Raw genomic sequence first — 24676 nt, 5'->3', positions numbered from 1 at the left:
CGCATAGCCGACAGGCGGGCTTTGTGCGGTGTTGCCTTAACCCAGGGCTGGCGGCAGGGCATACAGGACAATGAACTCCGCCAGCCGGTACAATTCCCCATGGGACAAACCCGACAGCCCCTTCCCCGGTATCCAATCCTGCGCCAACGCATACAGCAGCGCTCCGGCGGCTGCCGGTTCCGGCACAGGCTGATCCACCGGCACCACTGCGGTACTGCGGCCATTGGTCAGCCGCACACCCTGACCGGACAGATAGCAAAGCAGCTTACAGTTGCCCTCCAGCAGCAGGCGATGGGCTCCGGCGGCATCCGGGCACCCGGTCAGCAGCGCCAGACTCTCCTGCCCGACGGTGATAAGATCCGCAAAGGGCAGAAAGCTGCGCATGGCAGCCTGCCACGCCGCAGAGCTATCCCACAGTGCCGGGTGATAACAGGGTGCAAAGCTGATGCATCCCCCCTGCTGCCGGATGGTGCGGATGGCACGCTGATGGGCAAACCGGCAGGGTTCCTCCCCCAGATCCATGGAGGAAACATGCAGAATGCAGCTTTCCCCCAGCCGTTCCTCCCGGAGCGCCGCCGCCGAAAGCATCCGATCTGCGCCCGGTGCCGGGTAATATGCCTGCATCCCCTCCCGGACAAAGCAGAGGGTGGTTGCCGCCCTGCCGGTATGCTGCATCTGGTCGGTATCCACCCCATGCCGGGTAAGCCATTCCAGAATCCGGTCTCCGAAGGGATCCTCTCCGATGCACGCCAGCAGGCTGCACCTGCCCCCCAGCCGGGCAATGGTACATGCGGTCTCCAGCCCGGTGCCGCCGCAGGTGACCTGGAACTGTTCCGCCTGTTCCAGCGGCTGCCCGGTGTACAGCCGGAGCAGCGCCTCCCCCATTACCGTAATTTTCTCCATACAGCAAGCCCCCTTTGCGATCACACTGCTTAGTATGCCGCAAAGGGGGATTCTCATGCAAGGGTCTTGGGGGCGGGATTCCGGTACACCCGGAACTGAAATTCACCGTTGGTATCCGGCACCGGCTCCTCCGACTCCAGCATCCAGCCCAGCGCCGGTAAAGGCGTGGGAAAGGTGCAGTCCGCCGGGTAGATCCGCTCCGTATAGGTCATATGGGCGCAGGTGCAGTAGGGCAGCAAAAGCCGGTAGATCTCTGCCCCTCCGATGGCCCATACAGGCCGGTTCTCCATGCTTCTGAGCATGCCGGGCAGCAAGGACAGCTCCCGGCAGAGGACAATATCCGGACGGGGCTGCATGCACCGACTGAGTACCAGATTCACCCGTCCCTCCAGTGGATGGGGCAGGGTTTCAAAGGTTTTCCGCCCCATGACAACCACGCCTCCGTAGGTCAGCCGTCGGAAGTGATGCAGATCCTGCGGCAGATAATAGGCGGTACGGCTGCCAAGCCCGATGTGCCATGCACCGTCCACTGCGGCAATCAGGTTCATACCGGCTCCGGATTGTCCGCCAGCAACTGTGCCACCGTCCGGTGCAGGACGGGATGCATCCAGTAGGGCGCCAGCTCACTGAGGGGCTTGAGTACGAAAAAGCGGTTTGCCGCCTCCGGATGAGGCACCTGGAGCCGGGCATCGGAAATGATCCGGTCGTCGTAGAAAATCAAATCCAGATCCAGCGTGCGGGGACCCCAGTGGATCACCCGTTCCCGATGCCGGGACTGCTCGATGCGCTGCAAGTTGTCCAGCAATTCGTGGGGGGTATACAGGGTGTCCAGCACCATTGCCCCGTTGAGGAAATCCGGCTGCTCCGTGTATCCCACGGGTCTGGTGACCAGATAATCAGACATCCGGCAGCTTCGGCACATGGGATCCGACTGCAACGCCCGGACTGCCGCATCCAGATGGGCACGGCTGTCCCCCAGATTGGAGCCCATAGACAGGGCGGCACGATGCCAGCTACGGCTGATCTGTACGCTGACGGATTCCACCGGCAGATGCACCGGTGCCCAGGGCTTTGCAAGCTCCAGATCCACCCGGCGCACAAGGGGGTATTCCCGGAGGATCCCCTGTGCCAGATGCTCCGCCGCCGCCTCGATCAACTGAAAGGTCTGCTGCATCTGCTGACAGATAAAGCTGCACACCTGCGCATAGTTCACCGTCCGGGTCAGATCGTCCTGCATGCCGGCGGCACGGGTGTCCAGATACAGCTCCGCCGAGATCAGAAACTTCTGTCCCAGCACACGCTCCTCCGGCAGAACGCCATGATTGGCAAACACCGTAAGATTTTGAATCCGGATTTTATCCATCCTGCCGTTCCTTTCCCAGAATGGCTTCGGTCATATCCACTGCCCGGCGATTTGCCAGCACGTCATGCACCCGGACAAACTGGCAGCCGGTCATAACCGCCACCACTGTTGTGGCAAGAGTTCCCTCCAGCCGCTGATCCACCGGAACATCCAGCGTCAGTCCGATCACGGATTTCCGGGAGGTGCCCAACAGCACCGGATACCCCAGCGCAGCGATCTCGCTGCCCCGCCGGATGATCTCCAGGTTCTGCTCCCGGCTTTTTGCAAAGCCCACGCCTCCGTCCAGCAGGATCCGGTCGTCCGGGATTCCTGCGGCTTTTGCAAGGGCGATGCTCCGGCGCAGATCCGACAGTACATCCTCAAAGAAGCTGTCGTACACCGGCTCCTTCCGGTTATGCATCAGACAGCAGGCAGCCCCGGCCTGTGCCACAACCTCTGCCATGCCCGGCTCTGCCTGAAAGCCCCAGATGTCGTTGATCATATCCGCACCTGCCTGCAATGCGGCAGCAGCCACCGCCGGCTTGTAGGTGTCCGCCGACACGGGAATATCCAGCCGTGCCCGGATGGCTTCGATCACCGGCGTGATCCGGCTGATCTCCTCCTCATCGGAAATCCGGGTGTAGCCGGGACGGGTGGATTCTCCCCCCACGTCCAGAATATCCGCACCCTCCCGGAGCATCTGCTCTGCATGGTACAGGGCAGCGTCCAGCCCGGTATACCGTCCCCCATCGGAGAAGGAATCCGGCGTGACGTTCAGAATGCCCATTATATATGTATGATTCCCGTAAACACGGTTTCCGATTCTGGTTTTCATAGCCGCTCCTAGTACTTGATTTTCTGGTTTTTCTGGGAGGACTTCCAGTTGCATTCTGCTTCAGCCTCACACCGGAAACAGGGACGGGAACGCTTGTCCGCCTCGAACAAAAGATCTCCCAGCTCTGAGGTGGCTCTCCCCTTCCGATGCTCCAGGATCGCCTGACCGATCTGGCTGATCCAGGTCTCCGGGCAATCGCACTCCCGCAGGATCCGCTTTGCCAGCCGGGCGCCCACCTTTTCGTGGGGGGTTTCCTGCTCCAGCTCCACATATCTGCCGCAGTCGTGCAGCAATCCGGCAGCATACACCAGGTCACGCTCCAGACCGTAGCCCCGCTCCAGGTTTATAATGTAAGCGATCCGGGCAACGTCCATCAGATGCTCCCAGCCATGCTTACAGAATTGCCGGTTTTCTTCATATTTGCTGTTCTTTTCCACGCATTGCAGGAACAGCTCATTTGCTGCAATGCGGTTGGTAACGGTCATCGTACCAGGCTGAAAAATTCCCGTTTCAGCTCCGGGTCCTTTGCGAATGCGCCGCGACTGCAATACGTCAGCGTTCTTGTGCCGGGCTTTTTGATGCCCCGCATGGTCATACATGTGTGTTCTGCGTCCACTGCTACCATTGCTCCTTTCGGGTGAAGCTCCGCCATCAGTGCGTCTGCGATCTGGGCAGTCATCTGCTCCTGGATCTGCAAACGCCGTGCGAATACTTCTACTGTCCTTGCCAATTTACTGATTCCCACTACCCTGCCGTCCGGAATATAGGCGATGTGTACCTTTCCGAAAAATGGCAGAAGGTGATGCTCACAGGTGGAATAAAACGTGATATCCTTTTCCAGAACCATTTCGCTGTCCGGGCTGGCAAAGGTGGTGGAAAGATGGGTGGATGCACTGTCTGCATATCCGGCAAACAGCTCTGCATACATTCTTGCCACCCGGTCAGGCGTATCCCGAAGCCCTTCCCGCTCCGGATCCTCACCGATGCCCTCCAGCAGCAGGCGCACCCCCTGCCTGATCTTTTCTGCGTCCATAAACAGACTCCTCACTTCACTTTGTTGATCTCCGCCGCAACCTCTGCCAGAAAAGACAGGGATCCGCACACTGCAATCACTGCATCCGAATGCCGGGCGGCTTCCCGGATTCCCTGAACGGGATCCGGCTCCACCCGGACTCTGGAAAAGTATGCTTCCGCCGCTGCTCCAAGCTGTCGGGCATCCAGTCCCCTTGCACCCGGTGCCGTTACCGCATACAGCCCGGAAGCGGTGCGGCTGAGCCGCTGCAGCATCCGGTCATATGCCTTGTCCCGGAATACGCCCATCACAGCCAGAATCTCCCTGCCCGGGAACATTTGTTCCAGCCCGGTGCAGAAAGCATCCATGCCATGTGGGTTATGCGCCCCGTCCAGCACGAATACCGGCGCTTCTCCCAGCAGTTGAAATCTGCCCGGATGCCGTGCCGCTGCAAAGCCTCTGCGAATGTCCCCGTCGGAAATGGGCAGCCCCGCCTTTGCAAGCTGTCTGCATGCTTCCAGCGCCACCGCAGCGTTGCCGCACTGATACGCTCCATGCAGACCCAGCAGATAGGGCTCCCCTTCTTCAGGCTTCAGCAGCATGCCCTTTGGAGTATCCTCCAGCATGGTCAATGCCCCCTCCGGCACGGGAATGCAGCGGCTGCCCGCAGCGGCGCATGCATCCTCCAGCACAGACAGCACAGCCGGAGTCTGGGGAGCGGTCACCAAAGGACAGCCGGGTGTGACGATGCCTGCCTTGTGCCGGGCAATCTCCTCCGGCGTATCCCCAAGAAACCGGGTATGATCCACTGCGATGGGGGTAATCACCGCCAGAAGCCGGTTTTCCGCCACATTCACGGCATCCAGGTCTCCGCCCATGCCGCATTCCAGCACTGCCAGACCACAGCCCTGCTGTGCAAACAGGGCAAAGGCAGCAGCCGTTTCCAGTTCAAAGCCGGTAGGGTAGATCCCATCCCGGGCAAGGGCTTCCGCACCCTGCCGCACCAGCGTGCATGCCTGTGCAAACTGCTCCGCCGTACAGCAGGAGGTGCCCAGCTTATACTGTTCCAGCAATTGAAACACCGCCGGAGAGGTATACGTCCCGGCGGAACAACCAGCTGCCTCCAGCACGGCGGACAGCATGGCGCACACGGAGCCTTTTCCGTTGGTACCTGCCACCACAATGGATTGCAGCCCCTTCTGGGGATTCCCCATCCGGGCAAGCAGCGCCTGCATGGTGTCCAGTCCTGGTCGGATGCCCCGATCCCGCTGTCCGTGAAGCCATTGCATTGATTCCAGAAAATCCATAGTCCTTGATCACGATTCTTTCCCTGCGCCCATGCGCAGACTGCTCATTGTATTTTATCACAAAACAGGCAGAATGTCAAATGCACTCTGCCTGTTTTCAGCGAATCGCCGGATATTACTTTCTGCCGCAGCCCTTGTCGAATGCCGGATTGCAGGCGTAGAAGTTCTTTGCGTTCAGCTTATCCTGTGTGATGCGCAACGCTTCCCCGTTCCGTACAGGGAAACTACAGCCGCCAGTATATTGTGATCTGCTCCGGATCTGCCTCCACCCGGCGGATCAGCACTCCTGCCGCCCGTCGCCGATCCGCCGGTGACATTCCGTGCCACAGCGCTGCATCCGGCAGAATACCCTGTCCGGATGCTTTTGCGGTTTGTTCTGCCAACTGCCCTTCCAGCTGTGCCCGGCGCAGGTGCAGTCCGGTCACCCGGTTGTTGATGTAGGAAAACAGCGCCGTATCCGCCTGAGGCAGCTTCTCCAGCAGAGCTGTCAGCTCCTGCTCCGTTTCGGTCAGCGCATGCTCCAGACCCGTCAGCGCCGGATCCGGCAAAGTCTCCCCATACAGAGTCCCCAGTCCATTCAGCCGATCCAGCACCAGCTGCTCCACTGCCTGCTCCAGTGCCCCCGCCTCCAGTGTGCCGATGCCGGAGCATACCCCCTTGTGCAGACGCCGGGCACAGTACAGATACCTGCCCCTGCTGCCCTGCTTTGCGGTCAGTCCGCTGCCGCATGCACCACAGTACAGCAGTCCGGACAGCCAGGAGCCATCCCCGTGCCGGACAGTCGGAGCCTTCGTGTTCTTTTGCTGACAGGCAAGCCACAGATCCGCCGGGATCAGTCCCCGATGAGGTGCCAGCACGATCCGCCGGTTCTGCAGACAGCCTTCGCCCCCGGACGCATCCCGGCTTTTGTAGCAGTAGCAGCCATTCTCCCCGATATAATCCGACTGGGGATTCACCAGCTGAGCCCCCCTGGCAGCGAAAAAGGCATACACCTGCCTATCTGCCTGCACATACACCGGATTGCGCAGCACCTCCCGGATCCGGGCACGTTCCCAGTCCCTGCCCCGCTTTTGCATGCCCTCTGCCCGGAGCCGGGCTGCCACCTCCCCCAGCGATACCGCCGGATCCGCATACAGCCGATAGATCAGGGAAAGCTGTGCTGCCTCCTCCGGCTCCGGTACATATACAGAGGTATGGACACCTCCCAGCACTGCCGGGATCCGCCGGAAGCCAAAGGGCACGGGTCCCCCCATGTACAGCCCCCGGTCACTGCGGGCGGCATAGGCATCCGCCACCCGTTTCTGAATGGTCTCCCGCTCCAGCTGGGCGAACACGATGCAGATATTGAGCATGGCTCTGCCCATCGGGGAACCGGTATCGAATTTCTCGGTGGCGGAAATGAACTGCACTCCCTGCTGCTCGAACTGCTGCATCATCCGGGCAAAATCCAGCACCGACCGACTGATCCGATCCAGCTTGTAAACGATCACTGTGCGGATCTGTCCTGCCGCCACTGCCGCCATCATTTCCCCGAAGGCAGGGCGCTCCGTATTCTTGCCGCTGTAGCCACGATCCGCAAAGCACCGGCAGGGCGCCCCCCGTGCCTCATACCGGCACAGCTCCAGCTGCTGACTGATGGAAATGCTGTCCGGTTTGTCCACTGATTGCCGGGCATACAGCGCAATCATGCATTCTTCTCCCGGCGGCAGTAGGGGGCAAAGATCCCGTACAGCTCCCGGCGCAGCTGCCGGGTTTCCCCTGCGCCCGTTCTGTCATGCTCCGGCTCTGCCTGCCGGATCCGTCTCCCACGCAGATCCGGATGCCGGATAAACAAATAATGTTCCTGCTGTGCTTGCTTCACTGTGCATCATCTCCCGGTGCATTCTATGCCGCCGGTACCTGTACACATACAGCCGGATATTGCCGGATCCCGGCGAGAAGCAGAGAAATTTAGGATTATGCTTGACCTGCTTCTGATTACATGGTATAATTATTTGCAGTATAGTTTTTCGATGCTCTGAATTTTGATGCCCGGTGAAAGGGACATCAGCTCCGGATCTGCTGCCTGTTTTCCGCAGCAGTGGGCTGTTGATACGCACAGACAGCCGCCCGGACGATATCACACATATTAAGGGTTACGCTGCACAGGCGCTGTGCGGTGTCGCCTAAAATTTAAGGGAGAACTGGTATGAAAGGCATCATTCTGGCCGGAGGATCCGGCACAAGACTTTATCCGCTGACAAAGGTAACCTCCAAGCAGCTTTTGCCGGTATATGACAAGCCCATGATCTTCTACCCCATGTCGGTTCTGATGAATGCAGGGATCCGGGATATTCTGATCATTTCCACCCCTCATGACCTGCCCCGCTTCCGGGAGCTTCTGGGAGACGGCAATCAGTTCGGTATCCACCTGTCCTATCAGGTACAGCCCTCGCCGGACGGGCTGGCGCAGGCCTTCATTCTCGGCGAGGAATTTATCGGGGATGACTGCGCCGCAATGGTTCTGGGAGACAATATTTTTGCCGGACACGGGCTGAAAAAACGCCTGCGGCAGGCGGTGGAACGGGCAGAACAGCAGAATCTCGCCACTGTTTTCGGCTATTATGTAGACGATCCGGAGCGGTTCGGCATCGTGGAATTTGACAAGGATGGCAAAGCTGTTTCCATCGAGGAAAAGCCGGCGCACCCCAAGTCCAACTACTGCGTTACCGGATTGTATTTTTACGACCGGCGGGTTGTGGAATATGCAAAAAGCCTGAAGCCCTCCGCACGGGGAGAGCTGGAGATCACGGATCTGAACCGGATCTATCTGAACGAAGGCGCACTGAGCGTGGAGCTGCTGGGACAGGGCTTCACCTGGCTGGATACCGGCACCCATGAAAGCCTGGTGGAGGCCTCCAACTTTGTCAAGACCATCGAGGATCACCAGCACAGAAAGATCGCCTGCCTGGAGGAAATCGCATATCTGAACGGCTGGATCACCAGAGAACAGGTGCTCCAAGCCTATGAGATTCTCAAGAAAAACCAGTACGGACAATATCTGATGGACGTACTGAACGGAAAATATCTGGACACTCTGCACTGATTTAGGAGGATACGCATGACCATTATCGTAACCGGAGGAGCCGGATTCATCGGTTCCAATTTTGTGTATTTGCAGCTGAAGGAGCATCCGGAGGACAGGATCATCTGCCTGGACAAGCTCACCTATGCCGGTAATCTTTCCACCCTGCAGGAGGCGATGGAGCACCCCAACTTCCGTTTTATCAAGGCTGACATTGCGGACAGAGCCGCTGTAGAGCAGCTGTTCGAGCAGGAGCATCCGGACATTGTGGTAAATTTTGCCGCAGAGTCCCATGTAGACCGCTCCATTGAAAATCCCGGCATCTTCCTCCAGACCAATATCATGGGCACACAGGTGCTGATGGATGCCTGCCGCAAGTACGGGATTCAGCGCTACCACCAGGTTTCTACGGACGAAGTGTACGGCGATCTGCCGCTGGATCGTCCCGACCTGTTTTTTACAGAAGACACACCGATACACACAAGCAGTCCCTACAGTTCCTCAAAAGCCGGAGCAGATCTGCTTGTTTTGGCATATTACCGCACCTTTGGCCTGCCGGTATCCATCACCAGATGCTCCAACAACTACGGCCCCTACCACTTCCCGGAAAAGCTGATCCCGCTGATGATCAGCCGGGCGCTGGCGGACGAGGCACTGCCGGTTTACGGCAAGGGAGAAAACGTCCGGGACTGGCTTTATGTGGAGGATCACTGCAAGGCCATCGACCTGGTGATGCGCAAGGGCAGAGCCGGCGAGGTCTACAACGTAGGCGGCCACAACGAGCGGACAAATCTGGAGGTTGTCAAGACCATCCTCAAGGAGCTGGGCAAGCCGGAAAGCCTGATTACCTTTGTCACGGATCGTCCGGGACACGACATGCGCTATGCCATCGATCCCACCAAGATCCACAGTGAGCTGGGCTGGCTGCCGGAAACAAAGTTTGAAGACGGCATCCGGCAGACCATTCAATGGTACCTGGACAACAAGAAATGGTGGCAGGATATTATTTCCGGTGAGTACCAGAACTACTTCGATCAGTACTACCGGCAAAAAGGAAGAGTCGACCAGTAAGGGAGATTTTTATGAAACCATATAAAATCGGCTACACACAGGGTGTGTATGATATGTTCCATATCGGGCATCTGAACCTGATCAACCAGGCTAAGGCTCTGTGCGATTATCTGATCGTTGGGGTCAACTCCGACCAGCTGGTGGAGCGTTATAAGAACAAGACGCCGGTCATCTGTCAGGAGGATCGGCGCACCATTGTGGAAAATATCAAGGCAGTGGATCAGGCGGTGATCGCAGATACGCTGGACAAAACAGAAATGCTGCAGGCGCTGGGCTTCAACGCTGTGTTCATCGGAGACGACTGGAAGGGCAATGCCCGCTGGATCCGTACCGAAGAGGAGCTGCGCCGGTTTGGCGTGGATGTGGTATACCTGGCGCATACGCCGGATATCTCCTCCACTGCCCTGCGCAAAGCAACAGAACAAACAGGCAGCACCGCCTGCGTGGAGGAAACATGAAAGCACTGGTTACGGGCGTGAAGGGACAGCTGGGATTTGACGTGGTCAATGAGCTGAAAAACAGAGGACATGATGCAGTGGGCGTGGATATCGAAGAAATGGATATCACCGACCCGGAAAGCGTCAGCCGGGTCATCGGCGAAGCTGCGCCGGATGTGGTGATCCACTGTGCTGCATGGACAGCAGTGGATGCCGCAGAGGATCCGGAAAACATTGCAAAGGTTCGTGCAGTCAACGCCGGTGGAACCCGGAACATTGCACAGGTGTGCAAAAAGCTGGACTGCAAAATGATGTACATCTCAACGGACTATGTGTTCAACGGACAGGGCACCCAGCCCTGGCAGCCGGACTGCAGGGACTATGCGCCGCTGAATGTATACGGACAGACCAAGCTGGAGGGCGAGCTTGCTGTGGCGGATACCCTTGAGAAATACTTCATTGTGCGGATCGCATGGGTATTCGGCAAAAACGGCAGCAACTTTATCAAAACCATGCTCAACGTAGGCAAAAAGCATGACACCGTCCGTGTGGTCAGCGACCAGATCGGTACGCCTACCTATACACTGGATCTGGCACGGCTGCTGGTGGATATGGCGGAATCGGAGAAATACGGCTATTACCATGCCACCAACGAAGGGGGCTATATCAGCTGGTATGACTTTACCTGCGAGATCTACAAACAGGCTGGCTATGCCACAAGAGTGGTGCCGGTCACCACTGCGGAATACGGTCTTTCCAAAGCGGCACGGCCCTTCAACAGCCGTCTGGACAAATCCAAACTGGCAGAAAACGGGTTTCAACCCCTTCCTGCATGGCAGGACGCACTGCAACGATATTTGAAGGAGATTGATTTTTAATGGGACAGATCAAGGTCGATCAGCATGTAGGCGGCATCCAGGGACTATGCATCATCCAGCCCGCCGTGCATGGGGACAGCAGGGGCTATTTTATGGAAACCTATAACCAGAACGATATGCAGGAAGCCGGACTGGACATTGCCTTTGTACAGGATAACCAGTCCTGCTCCACAAAGGGTGTTCTGCGGGGGCTGCACTTTCAGAAGCAGTTCCCCCAGACCAAGCTGGTACGGGTCATCAGAGGCAGCGTGTTTGACGTTGCCGTAGACCTGCGGAGCAATTCAGCAACCTACGGCAAGTGGTTCGGCGTAGAGCTGACCGCCGAGAACAAGAAGCAGTTCCTGATTCCAAAGGGCTTTGCACACGGCTTCCTGGTGCGCAGCGAGATCGCCGAGTTCTGCTATAAATGCGACGACTTCTATCACCCCGGGGATGAGGGCGGCCTTGCCTGGAATGACCCGGCTATCGGCATCGACTGGGGCGTAACCGGCACATATCCCGGCTCCGCCTCCGGCAGCGGCTATACCCTGCCGGACGGTACCGGACTGATGCTCAGCGAAAAGGATCAGCTGTGGCTGGGCATTCAGGATACGTTCAAGTTTAACTAAATTAAAGAGTGGCAGGAAACATGCAGAATATATTTATTGTTGGTTCAAAAGGCATTCCCGGTTCTTACGGGGGATATGAAACATTTGTGGATAAGCTGACAGAGTATCACCAGGATCAGCCGGAGATCAAATATCACGTGGCATGCGCAGTGGACGAGGCAGAAAAGGTGGGGGAATTCACCTATCACAACGCCCATTGCTTCAATGTGCTCCGCAAGCCCATCGGCCCCGCACAGGCTATTTTTTATGACACGGATGCGCTGAAATACTGTGTTGCATACATAAAGCAGCACCACATTTCCAACCCCATTGTATACGTTCTGGCGTGCCGCATCGGTCCGTTCTTCAACAAATACGTCAAGCAGATCCATCAGCTTGGCGGCAAGGTATATGTGAACCCGGACGGGCACGAATGGATGCGGGCAAAGTGGCCGGCACCGGTCAGAAAGTACTGGAAGATCTCGGAGCAGCTGATGGTCAAGCATGCGGATCTGCTGGTATGCGACAGCAAGAACATCGAAAAATACATCCGCACATCCTACGAAAGCTACAAGCCGCAGACCACATTCATCGCCTATGGGGCAGAAACCAGAAAGAGCACCCTGACGGATGCAGATCCGGCACTGACGGACTGGTATCGTTCCAAAGGGCTGGCGCCGGGCGAATATTACCTGGTGGTAGGTCGTTTTGTGCCCGAAAACAACTATGAGACCATGATCCGGGAATTTATGAAGAGCCACACCAAGAAGCATTTTGCGCTGATTACCAATGTGTCCGACAAGTTCCTGGAGGATCTGAAACGCAAAACCGGCTTTGACAGGGATCCGAGAATCAAATTCGTTGGCACCGTTTACAACACCGAGCTGCTGATGAAGATCCGGGAAAACGCCTATGGCTATTTTCACGGTCACGAGGTTGGCGGAACGAATCCCAGTCTGCTGGAGGCGCTGGGCAGCACCCGGCTGAATCTTCTGCTGGACGTGGGCTTTAATAAGGAAGTGGCGGAGGATTCCGCCCTGTACTGGAACAAATCTGACGGTGATCTGGCCCGGCTGATCGATCAGGCTGACCAGATGCTGCCGGAGGAGATTGACCGATACGATCAACTGTCCACTGACCGGATCCGGCAGGCTTACAGCTGGGATTATATCTGCGGACGGTATATGGATCTATTTTTAAATAATTGCAGTGAGATGTAAATGAGTAAAAGAGGATTTTTAAACAGGATGTTCTCCAGGCTGGTTTCCAAGCTGAAAAAAAGAGAATATCTGATCGATGAAACCATACAGGGCACGGAGCTGATCGGCATTGTATGGGAACGCTTCTGCATGCTGATACGGGGGCTTTTTAAAAAATGCTTCTTCAGAAGTGCGGGAAAGGTCTTTTTCTGCGGCAGGCACTGCGTGCTGAAAAGCAAAGGGAAAATCAGCGTAGGCAGCGGCGTGACCATTCATCAGGGCTGCCGCATCAACGCCCTTTCCAAGCAGGGCATCCGCATGGGAGACAACGTAAATATCGGGCCGGAATGCATCCTGGAATGCAGCGGAGTCATCACTGAACTGGGAGAAGGCATCGTAATCGAGGACAACGTAGGGATCTCTGCCCGCACCTTTATCGGCGCAAGAGCTGATGTGTTCATCGGTCACGACACCATCATCGGTCCCTATTGCAGCATCCATGCGGAGAACCACGTATTCAGTGACCCGGATACACCCATCCGGATGCAGCCCTGTTCCAGAAAGGGCGTACACATCGGTCCGGACTGCTGGATCGGCGCAAAGGCAACCATTCTGGACGGTGTTACCATCGGTCAGGGCTGTGTGATCGCAGCAGGGGCGGTTGTCACCAAATCCCTGCCGGACTATGCGGTTGCAGCAGGCGTGCCTGCCAGGATCATCAAGTACCGCAACGCATAATTCACTTGGGGAGAATAGAATCATGAAGGATTTTTTCAAACTGCTCATTTTCTGGGCATGCCGGGCTTTTTTCAGTTTATTCAGCATCTTTCCCATCCGGAAAAACCGGGTCACATTTGTAAGCTATAAGGGTGCGCAGTATTCCTGCAATCCCAAAGCCGTTTCCGAATACCTTCTGACCCACTGCAAGGATCAGTTTGAGGTGGTATGGGGTCTGGATGACCCGGCAACCTATGACGGGATCCGGGACGAACGGGTTACTGTTATAAAGCATGGCACCCTGAAATTCTACAAGCTACTGTGTACCTCCCGGTTTATCATCACCAACGTGGACTACCTTTCCTACATCCGATTCCGGAAGGAACAGTACATCATCCAGACCTGGCATGGAGGCGGATCCTACAAAAAGGTGGGCGCCCAGACCAAGAACATCAACTACTTCACCGCAAAGCGCCGTTCCTATTTCAACGCAAGAACGGATGCCTTCATTTCCAGCTCTGCCATTTTTACCAGAGATACCATTCAGGGCTCTTTTCACTTTCAGGGTCAGATCCTGGATTACGGTATGCCGAGAAATGACCTGCTTTTTACAAAGGATCCCGAAAAGGCTGCGCAAATCAAAAAGCGGCTGGGACTTTCGGAGGAGCAGCATATCCTGCTGTATGCTCCCACCTATCGGCAGATCATCAAGTACACGGACTATGAGCTGGACGAATCCCGGCTGAAAACCGCCCTGCAGAATCGATTCGGCGGAGAGTGGGTCATTCTGTACCGGCTTCATCCCATGCTGAAGGATACGTTTGACGCTGCAAGCCATGATGTGATGGATGTATCCCACTACAACGACATGCAGGAGCTGCTGTTTGTATCGGACATTCTCATTACCGATTACTCCTCCTCCATGTGGGATTTTTCCCTGACGCACCGTCCCTGCTTCCTGTTTGCAACAGATCTGCGCTCCTATCAGAACGAGCGTGACTTTTACACCGATATCCACAGCTGGCCCTTTATTCTCACAGAGAATAATGATGAGCTGGCTGAAAAAATTGCTGCTTTTGACGAAGAACACTATGTCAATGACGTGATCGCCTATCATGAGGCATCCGGCAGCTACGAAACCGGCTCTGCCTGCCGGAAGGTGGCAGAACTGATGCGTTCCAAATTATAAAAAAGGAGAACATGGATATGAACGTTGCCGTCATTTTTGCCGGAGGCACCGGGCAGAGAATGAACACCAAAGTGACCCCCAAGCAGTTTCTGGAAGTACACGGAAAGCCTATCATCATCTACACACTGGAGCAGTTCGAGGAGCATGATGAGATTGACGGCATTGTGATCGTTTGCCTGGTGGACTGGATCGATCACCTGAAAAAACTGCTCAGCAAGTTTGGGATCCGCAAGGTAAAGGAGATCGTACCCGGCGGCGAAACCGGACAGATGTCCATTTTTGCCGGCATTTCCAAAGCCCACGAGCTGTTTTCCGACGATGATTTCGTGCTGATTCACGATGGTGTAAGACCGGTGATTGACCGGGATACCATTTCTCAGAACATTCAGTGTGCCAAGGAAAACGGCTGTGCCGTGACGGTCTCCCCCGCCATTGAAACCATTGCCCTGAAGGAAGGCTCCACCATCAAGAACATCATGAACCGCAAGGACTGCTGGATCGCAAAAGCCCCCCAGACCTTCCGGATCGGCAGTATCTATCAGGCACATTTACAGGCGCAGGCGGACAGCAGATATGATTTTGTGGACTCTGCAAGTCTGATGCTCCACTACGGCACCAAGATCTACCCGGTAGAGGGCAAGCCGGACAATATCAAGATCACCACGCCGTCAGATTACTACATTTTCAGAGCTATGCTGGATGCCAGCGAGAATTCTCAGATTTGGGGGTAATGGATTGAATAGGGAAAATCCTGTTGTACTGGAGGACATCCGGCACATCTGCAGCGACACCAACATCAACTGGAGCAAGCTGACCGGGAAAACCGTTCTGGTGACCGGATCCACCGGTCTGATCGGCAAGCTCATCGTAAAAGCCCTTTGCGCAAAGGGCTGCATTCACGTGATCGCAATGGCAAGAAACCGGGAAAAGGCAGAGACATGCTTTTCCGGATACACCGGCGTGGAGCTTCTGATCTGCGATATCAGCAGCATTCCTGCCATCGAAGCCCGGATCGATTACATCATCCACTGCGCAAGCGTCACCGACAGCAAGCAGTTCGTTCAGCAGCCGGTCACCACATTTCTGACTGCAGTCAACGGCACGGATCAGATTCTGAAGCTGGCAGTGGAAAAGCAGTGCGCCGGTGTTGTGTACACCTCCAGCATGGAAGTATACGGCACGCCCCAGACCGACGAAAAGATCACCGAGCAGCATCCTACAAACCTGGATTGCATGAACGTGCGTGCCTGCTATCCGGAAAGCAAGCGCGCCTGTGAAAACCTTTGCTGCGCCTATGCTTCCCAGTATGGCATTCCCATTATGACCGCCCGGCTCACCCAGACCTTCGGGGCAGGGGTAGCATACCGGGACGGCCGTGTGTTTGCGGAATTCGCACGGTGTGCAGTGGAAAACCGGAATATCATCCTGCACACAAAGGGAGAAACCAAGCGCTCCTACCTTTACACTTCTGATGCGGTCAGAGCCATTCTGACCATTCTGACAGAGGGACAGTCCTGTCATGCCTACAACATCGCCAACGAGGACACCTACTGCTCCATTTATGAAATGGCGCAGATGGTGGCGCAGAACTGCGGCAGCGGGATCCAGGTAGAATGCATTCCGGAGGACATCAGCAAATTCGGATACGCAGCGCAGCTGCACATGAATCTGGACACCTCCGCCATCCGGGCACTCCGCTGGCAGGCAGCCTATTCCCTGCCCCAGATGTATGAACGGATGATCGCATCCTGGAATTCCAACGAGGGGGAGCATGCAGCAACATGAAGAAAACGATCATTTTTGATACCGCCATCGGCACATCCAATATCGGAGATATTGTTATTCTGGAAAGCCTGGAAACCCAGCTGGAGAATCTTCTGAAGCAGTGCTTTGTGGTCAGATATGCGACCCATCTGAAAAACTTTAATTTTCTGACCTATCTCCGGCTCCGGGCGAAGCGCCGCTACGCAGACGAATGTGACTATAAATTCATCATGGGAACCAACCTGCTTTCCTATGATATTTTCAATACACGCCGCCAATGGCAGATCGGTCTGCTGACCTGGCCCCTGTATAAAAATGTGATAGTTGCCGGCGTGGGCACCACACAGGGCAGGCGGCGGCTGACCGCATACAGCAAGTGGATCTACAAAAGGATCTTGAGCAAAAAATATATACATTCCGTCAGAGACGAGGAAAGCCGGGAGCTTCTGGAATCCATCGGCATCCGTGCCATCAACACCGGCTGCCCCACCCTCTGGAAGCTGACGCCGGAATTCTGTAGTCAGATCCCGACGGAAAAAGCAAGTCAGTGTGCCTTTTCTCTCAGCGGCTTCAAGGATCAGCTGGATCGGGAAAAGGACGGGGAGATACTGAAAATCCTCCAGCAGAATTACAAGGCTCTGTATTTCTGGTGCCAGACCACAGAGGATGAAAAGTACCTGGACAGTTTCCCGGATACAAAGGATATCCCCCGGATCTACAACCTGGATGTGTTCGGCGCTCTGTTGGACAAGGGGGACATTGACTACATCGGCACCAGACTGCACGGCGGCATTTTCGCCCTGCAGCATAAAGTGCGCTCCATCATCATTTCCATCGATCATCGCGCCGCCGGATTCCACGACACCAACAACATTGTGTGCCTCAAGCGGGAAGAAATAGACAAGCTGGATGCCATGCTCAACAGCACCATCCGCACGGAAATCGTCCTGAAACAGGAGAACATCGACCGCTGGAAAGCACAGTTTATCACCGGGAGGGAATGATTTGGACTGTACTGCGAAACTCTCCGTCATTGTTCCTGTATACAACGTTGCGCCCTATCTGCGCAAGTGCCTGGACAGCCTGCTGGGGCAGTCCTACTCCAATTTGGAAATCATTCTTTGTGACGATGGCTCCACAGACAACAGCGGAGCCATTTGTGACGAATACGCACAGAAGGATTCCCGCTGTCTGGTGATCCACAAGGAGAACGAAGGGGTATGCACTGCCAGAAACGCCGCCTTTCAGAAAGTGACCGGCGATTATGTGACCTTTGTGGATTCCGATGATTTTTTGGAGCCAAACGCCTATGAAACAGTACTGTCCGCTGTGCAGGAGCATGCTGCGGACGCTTGTTTTTATGGCTGGAAACGGATCCACGCAGACACCGGTCAGACCCAGTATACCTTCAAAGGCAGAACCGGCATCGGTACGGGAGAAGAAGCTCTCCGGCAGGCTCTGCTGTTCAACGGTTATGCCGGGCACATCTGGAACAAGGTATTCTCCACTGCATACTGGAAGCAGGACGGCGTCATCCGGCTGCCGGAAATGGATCCTGCCTTTGCGGTGGGAGAGGACTGCGAGTGGCTGGTGCGCATGCTGCGCCCCTACCGGAACGTGGTGTTCCTTTCTGATTGCCTGTACAATTATCTGGTCAGAAGCGACAGTGCCGTTAACATCCGGCAATTCACGGAAGCCCGGCTCACCGAAATCCCCGCCCGTGAAAAAATTGCCCAGGAGGCTGCGGCTGTCTGGCCGGCTCTGGAGGATCCGGCACGGGCAAAGGCATACGCCCGGCTGATCCAGAACGGCAAGCTGGCGTTTCAGCTCCGGGATCGGCATGCAGCAGCCCGGATCAAGCCCCACCTTTCCAAAAACCGCCGGAGCTATTTCCGCTGCGGTGAGATCAGTCTGACGCAGAAGCTCAAGGCCATTGCTGCGGAAGTGCTGATCCGGTTCACATAACTACCTGCCTCAATGCAAAGGATTGAATCAATGGTTTTCAGAACAACATTTAGAATCCGCACATCGGAATTGATTTTTCTTGCCGTGTATGCATTGTTTGCTGCGGCAACCATCATAGATGCTTCGCTGATCACGCTGGGATCCATCAAAACATTGATCAACTACGGATCTGTGGGTGTATTGGCGGCTGTATTCATCAGCAGAACCTATTCACTCAAACAGATCCGCTTTTATCTTCTGTTCGGCATTTTCGTCTTTGCCGCATACACCACCAAGCGAACCTTTTTGCTGGTCTATATGCTACTGCTGCTGAATGCGCGATACTCCAGCTTCCGGAAAATCGCTCTGACCTCTCTGATCGCCACTACCCTTTCCATTCTCTTTGTCATCCTCTGCTGCAAGGCTGGACTGATTACCGACCTTGTCTACAACCGGAACGGCGTGGAGAATGCCCACTCCTACGGCTTTGGTCATTACAGTTCCATTTCCTACTTTGCACTGTTTCTGACACTGACCTGGCTGTATCTGCGGCGACGTGCCATCGGCTGGATTGAGATCGGGGTGCTGGCTGCCTTCAATTATGGCATTTACCGCATCACCACAACCCGACTGAGCTTTTATCTGGCTCTGTTTGTACTTGCAGCATACGTTGTAATCGTCAAATATCACTGGATCCGGCTTTCCTCCAAGCCCATCCGGTTCCTCTCCACCATTGGCTTTCCGGTTTCCTTTGCCGTCTGCATCCTTCTGCATTATTTCTACAACCCGAAAAATGCACTGCTGGAGAAGCTGAATGAAATGCTGAACAGCCGTCTGCTGATGGGCAAAACCGCCTTTGAACAGTATCATCTGAAGCTCTTCGGGCAATCCATCCAGATGGTGGGCATCAAAAGCGCCACCTTCGGCGAGGGACATCAGGTGTATTTTTACATCGACTCCGGCTATGTCTACGCCCTCATCGGCTACGGCATTCTGTTCACCGCACTGCTGCTGACCCTGTACACCATCGTGCTGCGGAATACCGCCAAAAAGGAACAGGGGGTTCTGTTTATCTGGGCGGTAACAGTGATGCTGTTCAGCATTTCCAACAACGCATGGGTCAGCATCACATACAATCCCCTTCTGTTTTATGTGATCGTGCCGGAAGCCAACAACGCACTGACCCGGCTGCTGGATCGGATCAGAGGGTGGAAACCGAAAAAACTGAAACTAGGATGGTGATTTCATGGAATACAAACAGCCGGGATTGCCCCGGAAGGTGCTGCATAAGCTGCGTGAAACATGCTATACTGCCTTTGGAAATGCCTTCACCAAGCCGGATCCAAAGCTGATCGTGTTCTCCAGCGAGCCGGATTTTTCCGACAACAGCCGGGTTTTGTTTGAATATATGCAGGATAATGGCTTTGCGGAATCCTACAAATTTATCTGGCTGGTAAACGAACCGGAGCAATTTGCTTCCCTGCACTATCCCAATACCACCTTTGTGCAGAAAAATGATGCCTACAGATACCTGCGCCGGGAAACTCTGAAAGCGCTGATGCAGGCTCACTACTATATCGGCACCCACATCCGCCAGAAACGGATCCGGAAAAGCGGATCCGGACAGATCATTCTGAATCTGTGGCACGGCTGCGGCTTTAAGGATACCCAGCATATGCCCTGGAACGATGCCTTTGACTATGTGCTGGTGCCCGGGGACGTATTCATCGAAACAAAATCCAGATTTTTCGGATGCAGCAAGGACAGGATCTTGCCCATCGGCTACCCCAGATACGACCTGTTCCGGAAGCACAATCCCAACACGGACGCCTTTGTCAACAGCTTCAGGGTCAATGCGGACACCCGGCTGATCATCTGGATGCCCACCTTCCGGAAAACCGGAAAGAACAAATACCCGGAGGAGCATATCGCCTACAGCTTTCCCCTGCCGGTATTGCAGTCGGCGGAGGATCTGCTGAAGCTGGATCAGGCATGCCGGGAAAAGAATCTGGTGATTCTGGTCAAGAAACATCAGTATCAGCAGGATTTCGGCATCGACAATGTTGCCCTCACCAATATCCGCTTCATTGACAATCAGACGTTTTCGGATCATCAGATCCAGATGTACGAATTTCTGCCCTGCACGGACGCTCTGATCTCGGATTACTCCTCCGTTGCCATTGACTATCTTCTGATTGACAAGCCCATCGGCTTTACATTGGATGACTATGAAAGCTACAAACAGACAAGAGGTTTTGTCTTTGAGGATCCCCTTGCGTATATGCCGGGTGCCCACATTTATACACTGGAGGAATTGATCCGGTTCGTGGGCGATGTGGCAGAGGGCGCCCCGGATCCCTACAAAGCCCAAAGAGCGGAAGTCCGGACCCATACCAACAAGTACGGCGGTGACTTCTGCAAACGTATAATCGAAAGGTTTGAACTGTAATCATGAATACGCAGCCTCTTGTGAATCCGCCAAAGGGCAGAATCCTTGCTATAGACTTTCTGAAAGCCCTGGCCATCATACTGGTGGTTTTCTCCCACATTAACGCATACAACGGGTCAGCAAAAATCTGGGCCATCTGCTTTGCCCCAAATGTCTTTTTCTTTTCCCATGGGGTGGTGTGCCGGTCAAAGATTCACCAACTTTCTGACTGGAAGGATTTCATTCTGAACCGGATCGTGTCCATTCTGGCACCCTACTTGATTTGGGGCATGATCTATTCCCCGCTGACCGCTAAAAACATTGTAAAACTCTGCTATGGATCCCATGAATCCCTGTCCCTGGCGGACAGTCTGACCTCCCTGTGGTTTCTCCCCTGTCTGTTTGCGGGAGATCTGCTGTTTGCACTGATCCTGTGGGCTGCGGAGCAGATCAAAAGCCCCAAGGGACGGCTGATCTTTCTGACTGCTGTGGTGACAGGGGTCCTGGCAGTATGTCCCTTCCTCCCCCACTTCTCCAAGGGCTGGCCCTTCGGAGCGGATGTTGCCCTACAGGCTGTTGCCTGGATTGGACTGGGCTATCTGACCATGTATCTGCTCAAAGACCGGATCAATCCGGGCACCGGCAAGCAGACCCACCCCCTTGTACTGGTGCTGATCGCAGCAGCCGGTCTTGCACTGTCTCTGACTGCGTTCTGCAACACCTCCATGCCGGGTGGATATGTGATGATGGCGGAAGCCAGATACGGCAATTATCTGCTCTATCTGGTCAGTGCAGCAGGCGGAACCGCTTTTGTATTCGCACTGAGCTTCCTGCTGGCACGGATCCGGAACCGGTTCTTTGTCCGCAGCTTCCAGCTGATCGGTCAGAGTACAATGGTCATTTTTGCAGTGCATAAGTTTGTGATCAAAACACTGCAAAATGTCCTCACCGGGATTGCCATCCCCCATGCAGCAGCGGCAGCAGTGATTCTGATTACTGCCATCGGCGTCAGCCTGTGCGTGATGCCATTCATCAACACCTACCTGCCCCTGCTGGCTGGCAAAATGAAATATAAGAAAGTGTTCGGAGAAACGTAATGGGAAAAACGAAACGCAATTTGATCTATCAGACCCTTTATCAGATGCTGACTCTTGTGCTGCCCTTTGTGACTGCCCCCTATATCTCAAGAGTGCTGGGCACGGAAAACACCGGCATCTATTCCTACACCTACACCACCGTCAATTATTTCATGCTGGCTGCACTGCTGGGCATTGAAACCTACGGTACCAGAACCATCTCCAGAGTCCGCAACGACCAGAACGCTCTGAACAAAGCCTTTTCCAGCTTGTTCTACTGCCACATCTGCGTTGCCGGATTGTGTCTGGTGGTGTATATGATCTATGTCCTGTGCTTCAGTGGGGCATACCGGGTTTACGCCCTGATCCAGGCTCTGTATATTCTGGCAGAACTGCTGAATATCAACTGGTTCTTCTTCGGCATCGAAGAATTCAAGATCACGGTCACACGGAATCTGGTCATCAAGCTCCTGACCATCGCCTCCATCTTCCTGTTCGTCAAGGACAAGGGGGATCTGATCGTTTACATTACCATCATGGCGCTGGGCACCTTTATCAGCCAATCCTTTGTGTGGATCTTCCTCAGAAAATACGTGAAATTCGTAAAGGCAAGCTGTTCCGAGATCTTTCAGCACCTTAAGCCCATGAGCGTGCTCTTTGTTTCCGTCATCGCCACCAGCATCTACAGAATGGTGAGTAAAACCATGCTGGGTGCCATGGGGGAGCTGTCCTCTCTGGGATGCTTTGAATATGCGGATAAGATCATCCGCATGCCTTTGAGCATCATTACGGCAATCGGTCTGGTCATGCTGTCCAAAACCTCCAATATGTATGTGAAGAACAACAAGGGCGCAGTCAGCCTGGTTAGCAAATCCATGGAAGCTGTTCTGATCTTTGCGTCAGCCATTGCCTTCGGACTCTGCGGCATCGCCAATAACTTTGCCGTGCTGTTCTTCGGCGCCGAGTATGCCTATACCGGACAGCTGATCGAAGCCATGAGTATTTCTCTGATTTTCATGTCCTGGAACAATGTGCTGCGTACCCAGTATCTGATGCCCAAATGCAAGGACAAGGAATACGTGATCGCAGTCTGGGCAGGGGCTATGGTGAACATCGTGAGCAATCTGATTTTCATCCGCCTGTGGGGCGCTACCGGTGCGGCACTGACCACCAGTATTTCCTACTTTGTGGTGAGCCTGGTTCAGTCCCATTACGTCAAGGCAGAGCTGCCTGTGTTCCAGTATCTGAAGCGCTCTGCAATCCCCTTTGCCGCCGGTGCAGTGATGCTGGTGTGTGTCAAGCTGGTAGGGCATATGCTGAAGTGCAGCTGGGTCACCCTTTGCATCCAGGTACTGACGGGAGCCATTGTCTACGCCGTCCTGGTGTTGATCTATCTGAAAAAATCCGATTCTTTCCTGTACGCCGGACTGGTGCAGCCGTTCCTGAAGAAACGCAAGCCGAGCAAATAAGAAACCGTCCCTGTATGGTGCAAGCCGTCATGCGGGGACGTTCTGTTTTTGACAGAAAAGTTTCTCTGTGCGGAACGCTTCCCCGAATCGCTGGAAATGCACAAGCTCCCGCTGGCGCAAGAAGCGAATGGCATCCCGCACATCGTAGTCATCCGCCAGCCGAAGGATGTTGTCATAGGTGGTGCGTGCCTTCTGCTCGGCTGCCAGATCCTCTGTCAGATCCGTGATCACATCTCCGGCAGACTGGAAGAAGCTTGCGGTGAAGGGCTGACCGGAAGCAGCAATGGGGTAAATGCCCGTGGTGTGATCCACAAAATAGGTGTCAAAGCCGGAACGCTTGATCTCCTCCGGTGTCAGATTCCGTGTCAGTTGGTATACAATTGTGGAAATCATTTCTACATGACCGAGTTCTTCGGTGCCGATATCCGTCAGAATGCCGCTGACCTCTCCATAGGGCATGGCATAGCGCTGGCTCAGATACCGCAGGGCCGCACCAAGCTCACCGTCTGGCCCGCCCAACTGGGTAATGATAGCTTTCGCCAGCTTTGGATTGGGCTGCTTGATGTTGACCGGATACTGCAGCTTCTTTTCATAAGCAAACATCAGCACTGCCCCCCTTCCCAGGGCCAGGGATTCTCAACCCAGCTCCATGGCTCCGAACCGGCTGCCTGCTCCGCACGAAGCGGCCCGAACCTGCGTACATACTCCTCCTCCAGCTCCCGGCGGTGGCGGAGATGCTTCTCATACTGTTCCATAGCCCGACGGCACGCCGGATGCGTATCCAGATACAGTTGCAGGTCATACAGCGTGAAATCACACTGCTGTACCTGCCGCAACAGTTTAACCCTTTCGTCCATTGTCTGCCTCCCCTCCTGCTGCAAGGAACGGATAATACAGGCTGGGGAAAATGGTTCCCCGGCAAAATCCTTCTTCCATATCGTAGGGCTCTTCCCATGTCTGCATCGGCACATATGCCATGGCAAGGGGTGTTTCCTCCGGGAACCGTCCCCCCATGGGCATCTGGCTGCGCCCGTACAGCCCTCTGCGTTCATACTCCTGCATCGCTGTACACTCCTTTCTGTGCATCCATGCACATTACAATATATGCACAGCGGCAAAATCCGACACAGAACAACCCCCTGCCTTTCCGGAAAATACGGGAAAGACAGGGGGTATATTCAACGATATCCGTAAATCAGATAATCTGAGCCGTGCTGTTCAAAGGGAATGACGTATTTTTGCAGCAGACTTTCGAACTGTTCGGAAGCATCCTGCACCTGCGGTGGGATCAACCGACCCCGATGCTCCAGATATCTGGGATGGATCCGGATCCACTCAATGGCGATTCCATCGAACTGATCGGCGCCAAATTCAAAGGGATCGTCCCAATCGCCCGGATCACAGTCATCCCGCATTGGCTCCAGCTGCTGCTCCTCAAAAAGGGTCTTCATCGT

The 24676-nt window shown here is 54.9% G+C and carries 29 protein-coding genes; 16 read left to right on the top strand and 13 right to left on the bottom strand.

The features are described 5' to 3' along the window. Positions 1–36: 36 nt before the first annotated feature. From RUM_RS00585 to RUM_RS12510, 9 genes are all read right to left on the bottom strand, one after another. Positions 37–903, bottom strand: coding sequence for a carbohydrate kinase family protein (locus tag RUM_RS00585; protein WP_015557296.1), 867 nt, complete (start codon positions 901–903; stop codon positions 37–39). A 53-nt stretch (positions 904–956) separates the two neighbouring features. Then, complete coding sequence (locus RUM_RS00580) at positions 957–1451, bottom strand: dihydrofolate reductase (protein WP_015557295.1); 495 nt, start codon at positions 1449–1451, stop codon at positions 957–959. Beyond that, the gene (folK, locus tag RUM_RS00575; RefSeq protein WP_015557294.1) at positions 1448–2266 is read right to left on the bottom strand and encodes a 2-amino-4-hydroxy-6-hydroxymethyldihydropteridine diphosphokinase; all 819 of its coding nucleotides are present in this window, start codon (positions 2264–2266) and stop codon (positions 1448–1450) included. The genes RUM_RS00580 and folK overlap by 4 nt, the downstream gene beginning before the upstream one ends. Then, the gene (folP, locus tag RUM_RS00570; protein WP_015557293.1) at positions 2259–3080 is read right to left on the bottom strand and encodes a dihydropteroate synthase; all 822 of its coding nucleotides are present in this window, start codon (positions 3078–3080) and stop codon (positions 2259–2261) included. Before folP ends, folK begins: the two co-directional genes overlap by 8 nt. Before the next feature lie 8 nt (positions 3081–3088). Then, the gene (locus RUM_RS00565) at positions 3089–3565 is read right to left on the bottom strand and encodes an HD domain-containing protein (RefSeq protein WP_015557292.1); all 477 of its coding nucleotides are present in this window, start codon (positions 3563–3565) and stop codon (positions 3089–3091) included. Further along, positions 3562–4113 (bottom strand): GTP cyclohydrolase I FolE, encoded by a 552-nt coding sequence (gene folE, locus RUM_RS00560; protein ID WP_015557291.1) that lies wholly within the window; start codon positions 4111–4113, stop codon positions 3562–3564. Before folE ends, RUM_RS00565 begins: the two co-directional genes overlap by 4 nt. Before the next feature lie 11 nt (positions 4114–4124). Continuing rightward, positions 4125–5399: a bifunctional folylpolyglutamate synthase/dihydrofolate synthase gene (locus RUM_RS00555; RefSeq protein ID WP_015557290.1), complete on the bottom strand. Its 1275-nt coding sequence runs from the start codon at positions 5397–5399 to the stop codon at positions 4125–4127. 224 nt (positions 5400–5623) lie between these two features. Continuing rightward, complete coding sequence (locus RUM_RS00550; protein WP_015557289.1) at positions 5624–7087, bottom strand: recombinase family protein; 1464 nt, start codon at positions 7085–7087, stop codon at positions 5624–5626. Beyond that, positions 7084–7260 (bottom strand): hypothetical protein, encoded by a 177-nt coding sequence (locus RUM_RS12510; protein WP_156300102.1) that lies wholly within the window; start codon positions 7258–7260, stop codon positions 7084–7086. The genes RUM_RS00550 and RUM_RS12510 overlap by 4 nt, the downstream gene beginning before the upstream one ends. Positions 7261–7587: 327 nt before the next feature. Here RUM_RS12510 and rfbA point away from each other — a divergent pair, with 327 nt between their 5' ends. From rfbA to RUM_RS00470, 16 genes are read left to right on the top strand one after another with little or no spacing between them, the layout of a single operon-like run. Next, complete coding sequence (rfbA, locus tag RUM_RS00545; protein WP_015557288.1) at positions 7588–8484, top strand: glucose-1-phosphate thymidylyltransferase RfbA; 897 nt, start codon at positions 7588–7590, stop codon at positions 8482–8484. A 15-nt stretch (positions 8485–8499) separates the two neighbouring features. Beyond that, a complete protein-coding gene (gene rfbB / locus RUM_RS00540) occupies positions 8500–9534 on the top strand; it encodes a dTDP-glucose 4,6-dehydratase (protein ID WP_015557287.1) in 1035 nt (344 codons plus the stop codon). An 11-nt stretch (positions 9535–9545) separates the two neighbouring features. Continuing rightward, entirely contained in the window at positions 9546–9992 is a 447-nt protein-coding gene (locus tag RUM_RS00535; protein WP_015557286.1) for an FAD synthase family protein, read from the top strand. Further along, a complete protein-coding gene (gene rfbD, locus RUM_RS00530; RefSeq protein ID WP_015557285.1) occupies positions 9989–10849 on the top strand; it encodes a dTDP-4-dehydrorhamnose reductase in 861 nt (286 codons plus the stop codon). The genes RUM_RS00535 and rfbD overlap by 4 nt, the downstream gene beginning before the upstream one ends. Next, complete coding sequence (gene rfbC, locus RUM_RS00525; protein WP_015557284.1) at positions 10849–11457, top strand: dTDP-4-dehydrorhamnose 3,5-epimerase; 609 nt, start codon at positions 10849–10851, stop codon at positions 11455–11457. The genes rfbD and rfbC overlap by 1 nt, the downstream gene beginning before the upstream one ends. Positions 11458–11477: 20 nt before the next feature. After that, entirely contained in the window at positions 11478–12656 is a 1179-nt protein-coding gene (gene cps2T / locus RUM_RS00520; RefSeq protein WP_015557283.1) for a beta 1-4 rhamnosyltransferase Cps2T, read from the top strand. A gap of 27 nt (positions 12657–12683) precedes the next feature. Next, the gene (locus RUM_RS13005; RefSeq protein ID WP_015557282.1) at positions 12684–13373 is read left to right on the top strand and encodes an acyltransferase; all 690 of its coding nucleotides are present in this window, start codon (positions 12684–12686) and stop codon (positions 13371–13373) included. Positions 13374–13395: 22 nt separating this feature from the next. After that, positions 13396–14541 (top strand): CDP-glycerol glycerophosphotransferase family protein, encoded by a 1146-nt coding sequence (locus RUM_RS00510; RefSeq protein WP_015557281.1) that lies wholly within the window; start codon positions 13396–13398, stop codon positions 14539–14541. Positions 14542–14558: 17 nt separating this feature from the next. Next, a complete protein-coding gene (locus RUM_RS00505; protein WP_015557280.1) occupies positions 14559–15272 on the top strand; it encodes an IspD/TarI family cytidylyltransferase in 714 nt (237 codons plus the stop codon). A 4-nt stretch (positions 15273–15276) separates the two neighbouring features. Next, positions 15277–16326, top strand: coding sequence for an NAD-dependent epimerase/dehydratase family protein (locus RUM_RS00500; protein ID WP_242821737.1), 1050 nt, complete (start codon positions 15277–15279; stop codon positions 16324–16326). Next, entirely contained in the window at positions 16323–17309 is a 987-nt protein-coding gene (locus tag RUM_RS00495; protein ID WP_015557279.1) for a polysaccharide pyruvyl transferase family protein, read from the top strand. The genes RUM_RS00500 and RUM_RS00495 overlap by 4 nt, the downstream gene beginning before the upstream one ends. Before the next feature lies 1 nt (position 17310). Beyond that, positions 17311–18270, top strand: a complete 960-nt coding sequence (locus RUM_RS11825) for a glycosyltransferase family 2 protein (protein ID WP_049775481.1) — start codon at positions 17311–17313, stop codon at positions 18268–18270. 30 nt (positions 18271–18300) lie between these two features. Next, complete coding sequence (locus RUM_RS00485) at positions 18301–19491, top strand: hypothetical protein (RefSeq protein WP_015557278.1); 1191 nt, start codon at positions 18301–18303, stop codon at positions 19489–19491. A gap of 4 nt (positions 19492–19495) precedes the next feature. Continuing rightward, positions 19496–20698, top strand: a complete 1203-nt coding sequence (locus tag RUM_RS00480; protein ID WP_015557277.1) for a CDP-glycerol glycerophosphotransferase family protein — start codon at positions 19496–19498, stop codon at positions 20696–20698. 2 nt (positions 20699–20700) lie between these two features. After that, positions 20701–21774, top strand: coding sequence for an acyltransferase family protein (locus tag RUM_RS00475; RefSeq protein ID WP_015557276.1), 1074 nt, complete (start codon positions 20701–20703; stop codon positions 21772–21774). Further along, positions 21774–23222 (top strand): flippase, encoded by a 1449-nt coding sequence (locus RUM_RS00470; RefSeq protein WP_015557275.1) that lies wholly within the window; start codon positions 21774–21776, stop codon positions 23220–23222. The genes RUM_RS00475 and RUM_RS00470 overlap by 1 nt, the downstream gene beginning before the upstream one ends. Before the next feature lie 27 nt (positions 23223–23249). Here RUM_RS00470 and RUM_RS00465 read toward each other — a convergent pair whose 3' ends face one another. The 4 genes from RUM_RS00465 to RUM_RS00450 form a co-directional block, all read right to left on the bottom strand. Further along, positions 23250–23825 (bottom strand): manganese catalase family protein, encoded by a 576-nt coding sequence (locus tag RUM_RS00465; protein WP_015557274.1) that lies wholly within the window; start codon positions 23823–23825, stop codon positions 23250–23252. Continuing rightward, positions 23825–24079, bottom strand: coding sequence for a spore coat protein CotJB (locus RUM_RS00460; protein ID WP_015557273.1), 255 nt, complete (start codon positions 24077–24079; stop codon positions 23825–23827). Before RUM_RS00460 ends, RUM_RS00465 begins: the two co-directional genes overlap by 1 nt. After that, positions 24063–24284, bottom strand: a complete 222-nt coding sequence (locus tag RUM_RS00455) for a spore coat associated protein CotJA (protein WP_015557272.1) — start codon at positions 24282–24284, stop codon at positions 24063–24065. The genes RUM_RS00460 and RUM_RS00455 overlap by 17 nt, the downstream gene beginning before the upstream one ends. Positions 24285–24400: 116 nt before the next feature. Next, the coding region (locus RUM_RS00450; protein WP_207634943.1) for a DUF6678 family protein at positions 24401–24676 on the bottom strand (276 nt) is incomplete at its 5' end.

This window comes from Ruminococcus champanellensis 18P13 = JCM 17042, assembly GCF_000210095.1.
Classification (GTDB): domain Bacteria; phylum Bacillota; class Clostridia; order Oscillospirales; family Ruminococcaceae; genus Ruminococcus_F; species Ruminococcus_F champanellensis.
This window is presented reverse-complemented; position numbering and strand designations above follow the sequence as displayed.